Annotated in this window: 6 protein-coding genes; 1 reads left to right on the plus strand and 5 read right to left on the minus strand. The window is 67.5% G+C overall.

Going from position 1 to position 6000, the window contains the following annotated elements:
- Window positions 1-39: 39 nt before the first annotated feature.
- A complete protein-coding gene (locus tag DEU38_RS11980) occupies window positions 40-792 on the plus strand; it encodes a queuosine precursor transporter (protein ID WP_174907664.1) in 753 nt (250 codons plus the stop codon).
- Here the strand turns inward: DEU38_RS11980 and tgt are convergent.
- From tgt to DEU38_RS12005, 5 genes are all read right to left on the minus strand, one after another.
- Entirely contained in the window at window positions 759-2036 is a 1278-nt protein-coding gene (tgt, locus tag DEU38_RS11985) for a tRNA guanosine(34) transglycosylase Tgt (protein WP_258557832.1), read from the minus strand. The two genes, DEU38_RS11980 and tgt, sit on opposite strands and share 34 nt — an antisense overlap.
- A 43-nt stretch (window positions 2037-2079) precedes the next feature.
- Entirely contained in the window at window positions 2080-2919 is an 840-nt protein-coding gene (locus tag DEU38_RS11990; protein WP_114721367.1) for a class I SAM-dependent methyltransferase, read from the minus strand.
- 182 nt (window positions 2920-3101) lie between these two features.
- Window positions 3102-3911, minus strand: coding sequence for an ABC transporter ATP-binding protein (locus tag DEU38_RS11995; RefSeq protein WP_114721369.1), 810 nt, complete (start codon window positions 3909-3911; stop codon window positions 3102-3104).
- A complete protein-coding gene (locus DEU38_RS12000; RefSeq protein ID WP_258557833.1) occupies window positions 3911-4801 on the minus strand; it encodes an ABC transporter permease in 891 nt (296 codons plus the stop codon). Before DEU38_RS12000 ends, DEU38_RS11995 begins: the two co-directional genes overlap by 1 nt.
- Window positions 4798-5823: an ABC transporter substrate-binding protein gene (locus tag DEU38_RS12005; RefSeq protein WP_114721371.1), complete on the minus strand. Its 1026-nt coding sequence runs from the start codon at window positions 5821-5823 to the stop codon at window positions 4798-4800. Before DEU38_RS12005 ends, DEU38_RS12000 begins: the two co-directional genes overlap by 4 nt.
- Window positions 5824-6000 lie beyond the last annotated feature (177 nt).

A 6000-nucleotide genomic window follows, 5' to 3' on the forward strand; every position in this document is an offset into this window, starting at 1 on the left:
GGATCGCCGTCACACCACGCCTAATGTTTGGATGGCGCGGTGACAGAGCCAGTGCAGTCCCGATCCACCCTTTCCGAACCAGCGGCATTTGCCCACGTCAGCCGCGGTTACTACGCCACCATCGTGGCGTTGTTCACGATGACTCTGTTGATCTCGAATATCTGCGCGACCAAGGGGGTCGCGTTCTTCGTGGATCAGGACGTTACGTTCGGCCCGTTCCAGGTCCTGCCGATCATCACCGACGGCGGGTTCTTCCTGTTCCCGCTCGCGTACGTCCTCGGCGACGTCCTGAGCGAGGTGTACGGCTTCAAGGCCACCCGCCGCGCGATCTACATGGGCTTCGGTGCGCTGCTGCTGGCGGCGCTGAGCTTCTGGATCACCCAGCAGCTGCCAGCGGCCGACTTCTACGAGAACCAGGCCGCGTTCGACGCCGTCGTCGGCGTGGTGCCGCGGCTGCTGATCGCCGGGCTCGCCGGCTACCTCGTCGGGCAGTTGCTCAATTCCGCCGTCCTCGTGCTCATCAAGGAACGCACCCGGGAGCAGCACCTGTGGGCGCGGCTGATCGGTTCGACGGTGGTGGGCGAGTTCGCCGACACGGTCATCTTCTGCTCCATCGCGGCCGGAGCGATCGGCATCTCCACGTGGGACGACTTCATCAACTACGTGATCGTCGGCTTCGTGTGGAAGACCCTCGTCGAGATCGTCGTGATGCCCGTGACGTACCGCGTGATCGCGTTCGTGAAGAAGCGCGAACCGACCTACGCGCCGGTGGACGACGGCTTGCTGCCGTAGAACCGGCCCAGCATCTCGCGCTTGTACTCCTCGAAGTAGCCGCCCTCGATGCTCTCCCGGATCCGATCGACGAGCCGCACGGTGAACCGCTCGTTGTGGATGGTGCAGAGCGTCGAGGCCAGCATCTCCTTCGCCTTGAACAGGTGGTGGATGTACGCGCGCGTGTAGTTGGCGCACGTGTAGCAGTCGCACTCGTCGTCGATCGGGGTGAAGTCGCGACGGAACCGCGCCGTGTTGATGTTGAAGCGGCCGTCCGGGTGGTAGATCGCGGCGTTGCGGGCGACGCGGGACGGGTTGACGCAGTCGAACGTGTCGGCGCCGTTCTCGATCGCGACGAACATGTCGTCGGGCTCGCTGATGCCGAGCATGTGCCGCGGCTTGTGCTCGGGCAGTTCCTCGTTGACCCAGCGCACGATGGTGCCGAGATTCTGCTTCTCGAGCGCGCCGCCGATGCCGTAGCCGTCGAAACCGCGCCCGCTCACACCGGTGATGGACTCGAGCCCGCGGGCGGCCTGGCGGCGCAGGTCCTCGTACTGCGCACCCTGCACCACACCGAACAAAGCCTGGTACGGCCGGTGCGCGCGCTCGGCGGTGAGCTTCTCGTGCTCGGCGATGCACCGCACCGCCCACGCCTGCGTGCGCTCGACCGACTGCTCCTGGTAGCCGCGGGTGTTCAGCAGCGTCGTCAGCTCGTCGAACGCGAACATGATGTCGGCGCCCAACTGGTGCTGGATCTGCATCGACACCTCGGGGGTGAACCGGTGCGCCGAGCCGTCGAGGTGCGACTTGAACGTCACGCCGTCGTCGTCGACGTGCGCCAGACGCTCCTTGCCGGCCGCGATGACGTCGTCGGACTGCACACCGACGGCCTCCATCGCCAGCACCTTCTTGAAGCCGACACCGAGGGACATCACCTGGAAGCCGCCACTGTCGGTGAACGTCGGGCCGTCCCAGTTCATGAACTTCCCGAGCCCGCCGGCCTCGTCGACGATGTCGGGGCCGGGCTGCAGGTACAGGTGGTAGGCGTTGGCGAGCACCGCCTGCGCACCGAGGTCCTTGATGGCCTCGGGCAGCACGGCCTTGACGGTGGCCTTGGTGCCGACCGCGATGAACGCCGGGGTCCGGATGTCGCCGTGCGGGGTGTGGATGGTGCCGGTGCGGCCCAGCTTGTCGGGCAGGCGCGTGCCCACCGTGAAGAACGGATCGGGCGGGGTGGGCACTGCGTCGTTCGTCTGGCCAGGCACGGGGTCACTCACCTGGCCATACTGTCACAGCTCCGCGGGTGAGTTACGCGCGCTCGACCGCGGTGAGCAGCAGATACTCCCAGTCCATCGCGAACGCACCCGCGCCGACGTCGAACTGTCGGGCCAGGTCCACGAGATCGCGATCCAGCGCGGCGACCTTGTCGGGCTCGCCCGATATCGCCTTGTACACCGCGATCGTGGGACCGTAGTTGGCCTTGAAGTAGTCCCGGAACGCCTCGGGACCATCGAAGTGGTCGACCCGGACGGTGTCCCGGTGCGCGACGACGTCGGTGACCCGGTCCCCGAGAAGCTCGCGGACGTGAGTTTCGTCGCCCCACAGCGGCGGCGGCTGCGCGCCGGGCGGTGGCGGCGGCGCATACGGCTTCATGGCCGCGAACATCCGGCCGATGAACCCGGCGGGCGTCCAGCTGAGCAGCCCGATCGTGCCGCCGGGCCGACACACCCGGATCAACTCGTCGGCGCTGTTCTGGTGGTGCGGCGCGAACATCACCCCGAGGCACGACGTCACGACGTCGAACTCGTCGTCCGGGAACGGCAACGCCTCCGCGTCGCCGGCGCGCCACTCGAGTTGGGCACCGCGCTTGGCGGCCAGCTCGCGGCCCGCGTCGAACAGTTCGGGGGTCAGATCGGATGCCACGACGTCGGCGCCGGTCAGCGCCGCGGGAATCGCGACATTGCCGGTACCCGCACCGACGTCGAGGACCCGCTGCCCGCTGCGCACGCCGCACGCCCGGACCAGCACTGCCCCCAGATCAGGGATCACGTCCGCCGCGACCGCCGGATAGTCGCCCGACGCCCACATTGCACGATGTTTGGCCTTGAGCACGCGGTCTGCTTCCTTCGCTACCAGTGATTCAGTCATGGTTCGAGCCTGCGCCCCGACGGCATCGGGAACAAGGGCCCCCAGGGGTGGCCCGCGCGCACCCCGCGACGCGGATGCGACATGGCCCGAATCTGCCGTCCGAGGATTCCGGTCGGGACTGAGACAGGGGCCGGCCCGTTGTCCGGGCCGGCCCCTGTTGCTGTCCGGGGTGTGTGTTGCGGTCAGTGCTGATTGAGCGTTTCGCGCAGTTCGGCGAGCATGTCCCGGTACTCGGCGGAGCTCTCGGTGTCGATGGTGTCGCGGGGCCGGTCGAGTTCTACCTTCGTGTCGATCACAATGCGACCTTCACGCATCGCGACGACACGATCGGCGATCAGCAGCGCCTCGTTGAGGTCGTGGGTGACGAACACAACGGTCTGCCGTTCCTGGCTCCACACGTTGAGGAATTCGTCGCGCACGACGTCACGTGTCTGCGCGTCGAGGGCGGAGAACGGCTCGTCCATCAGGATCAGGGCGGGTTTCATCACCCAGGTCCGGGCCAGGGCGACCCGCTGGCGCATGCCCTGTGACAGCTGCCAGGGGTAGCGGTCGGCCGCCGACTCGAGGCCGACTCTGCGCAGCATGTCCATCGCGCGTTCGCGCCGCTCGGTCTTGTCGACGTGCGCGATCTCCATGCCCAGCTCGACGTTGCGCAGCGCAGTCCGCCACGGGTAGAGCGCGTCGCGGGCGAACATGTAGCCCATCTGCGAGCGCGCCTGGGCCGGGCTGGTGCCCAGCACCGACACCGAACCGGTGGTCGGCTGGATCAGTCCGCCCATCAGGTTCAGCGCGGTGGTCTTGCCGCAGCCGCTGTGCCCGACCAAGACCAGCAGCTCGCCCCGCTTGCCGGTGATCGACAGGTCCCGAACACCCGAGTAGGTGGTCGCACCCGGCGGGGTGTAATCCAGTGTCGCGGAGCGGATCTCGAATGCCGGATCCTCGATGGTGGTGGCGCCGGCGGCGCCCGTTGTCGTCACGTCCGTATGCGTCATCATGAGTCCTGAGGGGGTTGCCAACGGAGAATCGCCTTTTCGATCCGGCCCGACGCCGCATTGAACGCCGCCGCGATGATCGCCAGCACGATCAGCGCCGCATAGACGGTGCCGAGGTCGAAGGCGGCCGAGGACGCGGAGATCTGCTGGCCCAGGCCGGCCGTGGACGCGATCAGCTCCGCGCCGACCACGCCGAGCAGCGAGTAGATCAGGCCCAGTCGCAGGCCCGCGAAGATCGAGGGAACCGCCACCGGCAGCAGCACCTTGTAGAAGCGCTGCCACTTGTTTGCGCCCATCACCACCGACAGTCGCAGCAACTCCGGGTCAGCGCTGGCGACACCCGCACGGGTGTTGATGGTGATGATGAACACCACCAGCGTGAAGGCCAGCACGATCTTCGACGTCGACCCGATGCCGAAATAGATCACGAACACCGGGGCCAGCGCGATGCGCGGCATGGCGTTGATCGCGTCCAGGAACGGGGAGACCACCGCCTCCACACTCGGGGACAGCGCCAGACCGATGCCCACGGCGATGCCGATCACGGCACTGGCGACCAGCGCGATCAACGCCGCCGACACCGTCGACCACAGATCCGGCCAGAAGGTGCCCTTGTCCTGCCAGGCCACGAACGCCTTCCACACCAGCTGCGGGTTCGAGACCACCAGCTTGTTGCTGCCGGCGAAGTTGTAGCTGAGCTGCCACAGTCCCAGCAGCGCGGCCAGTAGCAGGATCTGCACCGCCAGCAGCGGCCCGCCCGACAGCTTGGCCTTCACACCGGTCGCGCCGACAACGACCTTCTTCTTTTTCTTGGCATCGGCGGCACGTTTGCCGCCCGCCGTCACGGCCGCGCCGGCGGCCGCAGTGGGGGCTGTCGAGGTCACACTCATCGCGGATCGCCGCCTGCACACGGCGCGTGGACGGTGTCGGCAAAGTCCGGCACCTGGGGAGCAGGCGAGCCTGCCAGCGGCGCCTGCGCCGCCCAGGAATCCTCGGTGATGGTGAAGGGCAGGTAGACGTCCTTGATGGACTCCCACAGCGCGGGCGCACCCTCGGGCGAGACGCCGACAAGCTCACCGAGCCACTTGGCCATCGTCGCCGCGTTCTGCGGGTCCCGCGAGTAGTCGTAGGCGTCCCACATGGCCTTGCAGTAGTTCAGCACGTCGTTGGGGCGCTGCTCGATCGTGTCGCACGACGCGGACGGATAACCCTGGACCAGCGGCGAGAGTGCGTTGCCGTCCCGGCCGACGATGTCGGTCACGCGGGTGACCTTCGACGGGGGCAGCTGCTCCTCCATCGTCGGCCCGTAGTACATGGCGTCGACCTGCTTGGCGTTGAAGGCCTGGATGGCGGTCGCGGGCGCGCCGACGGCCACGAACGTGACATCCTTCGCGGGGTCCAGGCCCGCCTCGTTCAGCAGCTCGGTGATCCACAGCTCCATGCCGGAGCCGCGGGAGGTGACGCCAATGGTCTTGCCCTGGAGGCTCTTCATGGTGGTGTCGGGATCGGTGGGGTCGCCCTTGATCTCCGTGCCGGGCTGCGCGATGACATCCAGCGTGTTGCCCAGGGTGGAGCCGAGCGCCTTCACGCAGGCGCCCTTGTCGACCGCCGGCCACAGCGTGCCGGGCACCATGGTGCCGACCGTGAGGTCATTGGAGATGACGGCGGCGGACTGCGCGGTGGTCAACGACGGAGGCATCAACTCGACATTGACGCCACGCTTGTCGAAGAACCCCTCGTTCTCGGCGACGACCGCGATCAGGTCGCCAGGCACACCCTGGGTGACGCCGACCTTCATCACGGAACCGTCTGCGGCCGAAGTGTTCCCGCCACATGCTCCCAGGGTGATCGCGCCGACAGCGGTTGCGGCGATCGCAACCGTCTTGGCCGCACGCGTGCGGAATGTGCTCATCTAAAGTCCTCTGATTGCTGAAGTTGGCGGAGGCGGGGATACACGCCGCGTCCTGCCCAACGAAGGCTTCCGCTGCTGGATTGTCAGGCGTGCTGGGTGAAGCCGACCTGGCCGGGGCGACGGTTCGGGGCGTAACCGAGCTCGGCGAGGGTCTCGTCGGCGTTCGCGTAGGTGGTG

Source organism: Rhodococcus sp. AG1013 (genome assembly GCF_003350365.1).
Lineage (GTDB): Bacteria > Actinomycetota > Actinomycetes > Mycobacteriales > Mycobacteriaceae > Prescottella.

Bases quoted from the DNA above. Each gene is read 5' to 3' on its own strand.
- DEU38_RS11990 (WP_114721367.1), bottom strand. From the start codon at position 2,919: ATGACTGAATCACTGGTAGCGAAGGAAGCAGACCGCGTGCTCAAGGCC.
- DEU38_RS11995 (WP_114721369.1), bottom strand. From the start codon at position 3,911: ATGACGCATACGGACGTGACGACAACGGGCGCCGCCGGCGCCACCACC.
- DEU38_RS12000 (WP_258557833.1), bottom strand. From the start codon at position 4,801: ATGAGTGTGACCTCGACAGCCCCCACTGCGGCCGCCGGCGCGGCCGTG.
- DEU38_RS12005 (WP_114721371.1), bottom strand. From the start codon at position 5,823: ATGAGCACATTCCGCACGCGTGCGGCCAAGACGGTTGCGATCGCCGCA.